Below are 2,633 nucleotides of genomic sequence, written 5' to 3'. Positions count from 1 at the left end.
CCTTGTAGGGTGTGCTGTGCGCACCTCCGGAACCACGCGAACATCCCTGGTGCGCGCAGCGCACCCTACAGGTCCAAAGCGCCAGCTCGAAAGCGCGGCAACCTGCTCCGCGTAGGGTGTGCTGTGCGCACCACGGAACAAAAGCGATGGCTCTGAATGCGGTGCGGCCACGTTCGCCACTGAACACCCGCCACATTGATCAGTCACACTGCTGGTCTGCCGCCGATTTCGATTTAAGGAAACTCCATGTCTGTTGCTGAACCTCTGTTGCATACGCCCTCCCACGCTCGGCAAAAAAGCTCGACGCGGTGGGCGTTTTTTATTGCGGGTTTTGCCATGGCGGCCTGGGCGCCATTGGTGCCGTTTGCCAAGGCGCGTGCGGGGTTGTCGGAGGGGTCGCTGGGGGTGTTGTTGCTGTGTTTGGGCGCCGGTTCGCTGCTGACCATGCCGCTGGCCGGCGCCTTGGCTGCGCGTTTTGGTTGCCGGCGGGTGATCTGCGCGGCGGCGTTGTTGGTGTGCTTGGTGCTGCCGTTGCTGACGCTGGTGGCGTCGTGGCCGCTGCTGGCGGTGAGCTTGGCATTGTTTGGCGCGGGACTCGGGTGCATGGACTGCACGATCAATTTGCAGGCGGTGATGGTGGAGAAAAACAGCGAAACGCCGCTGATGTCCGGCTTTCATGGGCTGTTTAGTGTGGGCTGCATTGTCGGTGCGGCGGGGGTGAGCCTGATGTTGGCGTTGGGCAGCAGCCCGCTGTTGGCAGCGCTGGCGGTGGTCGCCATTGTGTTGGCGGTGTTGGCCCACTGCGCGCGCGATTTGTTGCCGTTTGGCAGCTCCAGCAGCGGCCCGGCCTTTGCCATACCCCATGGTGTGGTGCTGCTGATTGGCGCGGTGTGCTTCATCCTGTTTTTGGCCGAAGGCGCGATGCTGGATTGGAGCGCGGTGTTTTTGGTCGAGAGCAAGCAGCTGGCGTCGGCGCATTCGGGTATTGGTTATGTGGCGTTTGCCTGTGCCATGACGGTGGGGCGGCTGACCGGGGATGTGGTGGTGCATAAAGTCGGCCGTCAGCGCGTGGTGCTGCTTGGTACGTTAACGGCGGCGCTGGGCTTGGCGGTGGCGACCTTGAGCCCGAATTGGCAATGGGCGCTGTTGGGCTTTTTGTTGGTGGGCGCTGGCTGTTCCAACGTGGTGCCGGTGATGTTTAGCTTGATTGGCAAGCAAAAGGTCATGGCCGAAAACGTCGCAGTGCCGGCGGTTTCTACCCTGGGCTATGGCGGTATTTTGCTTGGGCCGGCGTTTATTGGCTTTATCGCCCATGGCAGCAGCTTGGCAGTGGCGTTATTGGTGTTAGCGGTGTTGCTGGTGGGTGCGGGGGTGTTGAGTTTGTTGTTGCGGTTGGGGGATTGAACGCGCGGGCCCAGTGCCGAGTGTTCCCCATACCGTCGTCATTCCCGCGCGGGCGGGAATCCACAATCGCGAGCCCCCATACCCCTCACCACAGCTAACATTCTGGGTCCCCGCCTACGCGGGGACGACGAGCAGCAGGCACCCAACACCGTCATTCCCGCGCAGGCGGGAATCCACAATCGCGAACCGCCATACCCCTCGCCACAGCTAACATTCTGGGTCCGCACCTGAGCGGCGGTGCGAAGATTCGGGAAGATGGAGTTGCAGTCATTTCTGCCTTATCGAGCATTAAGCCGATAGACGTTCGCGCAAGCGCCCGAGCATGCCGAACAGGCTGCCGACTTTGTCGCGTTCTGCGTCGTCGCGCGGTTGTTCGGCGATGCGGTTGATGTGTTGCGCCGGCGCTGCTCGCCAGAGGGCGGCTTGTTCGGCGGCGGCTTTCAGGCCTTTTTCGAACAGGCCGCGGCGGATGGGTTTGGGCAGGTAGCGGAAGATCTGCGCTTCGTTGATCAGTTTGAGCAGCGCTTGGGTGTCGCAGAACGGTGTGACCACCAGGGTCAATAAGCCGGGGTGAGCCTGGGCCAGGCTTTTTAGCAGGGGCGCGGTGTCTTCGCCGGCCAGTTTCAGATCGCTGACCAGCAGTTGCACCGGGTCGCTGTTGAGTACGGCGACGGCTTCACTCAAGGTGCGAGCGCGCAAGAGGCGATGGCCGCCGGCCGCACAAAAGTCGCCGACGCTGGCCAAAGTGTCGGCATCTTCGTCGAGTAGCAGCACGGTCAGTGGCGCGTCGTTGGCCGGTGGCAGCTCCAGCACCGGCGTTTGCCGCGCGGCAATTTCTGCGGCTTGGCGCAGGGTAAAGGCCATTTCTTGCTGGTCCCACGGTTTGCTCAGGTAGCGGAAGATGCCGCCGCTGTTGAGGGCTTCCACGGCGGCGTCCATGTCGGAGTAACCGGTGAGCAAAATGCGCAGGGCGTTGGGGGCGATTTCCCGCGCCTGCGCCAGCACTTGCGCGCCGCTTATCTGCGGCATGCGCTGGTCGCAGACGATGATGTCCACCGCTTCGCTTTTCAGGCGTTCGAGGGCGCGCTGGGGGTCGCTTTCGGTGAGCACGTCGTACTGGCGGCGGAATTGCAGCGCCAGGCTGCGCAGGATGCGTTCTTCGTCGTCGATAAAAAGAATTCGCGTGGTCATCTCAAGCGCTCCGTTGCAAGGTGGTGGGATTGGCCAAG

General features: G+C 62.5%; 2 protein-coding genes. One reads left to right on the top strand and one right to left on the bottom strand.

Annotated features, from left to right (window positions below; translation table 11 throughout):
• Window positions 1-246: 246 nt before the first annotated feature.
• Window positions 247-1,404, top strand: coding sequence for an MFS transporter (locus tag AAAB16_RS16185; protein ID WP_340664242.1), 1,158 nt, complete (start codon window positions 247-249; stop codon window positions 1,402-1,404).
• 288 nt (window positions 1,405-1,692) lie between these two features.
• Here the strand turns inward: AAAB16_RS16185 and AAAB16_RS16180 are convergent, their stop codons facing one another.
• The gene (locus AAAB16_RS16180; RefSeq protein ID WP_340664241.1) at window positions 1,693-2,595 is read right to left on the bottom strand and encodes a response regulator; all 903 of its coding nucleotides are present in this window, start codon (window positions 2,593-2,595) and stop codon (window positions 1,693-1,695) included.
• Between the last annotated feature and the right edge of the window lie 38 nt (window positions 2,596-2,633).

Source organism: Pseudomonas sp., from assembly GCF_037994325.1.
Classification (GTDB): domain Bacteria; phylum Pseudomonadota; class Gammaproteobacteria; order Pseudomonadales; family Pseudomonadaceae; genus Aquipseudomonas.
Note: the sequence above shows the minus strand (reverse complement) of the source record. Positions and strands in the feature narration are given on the sequence as shown.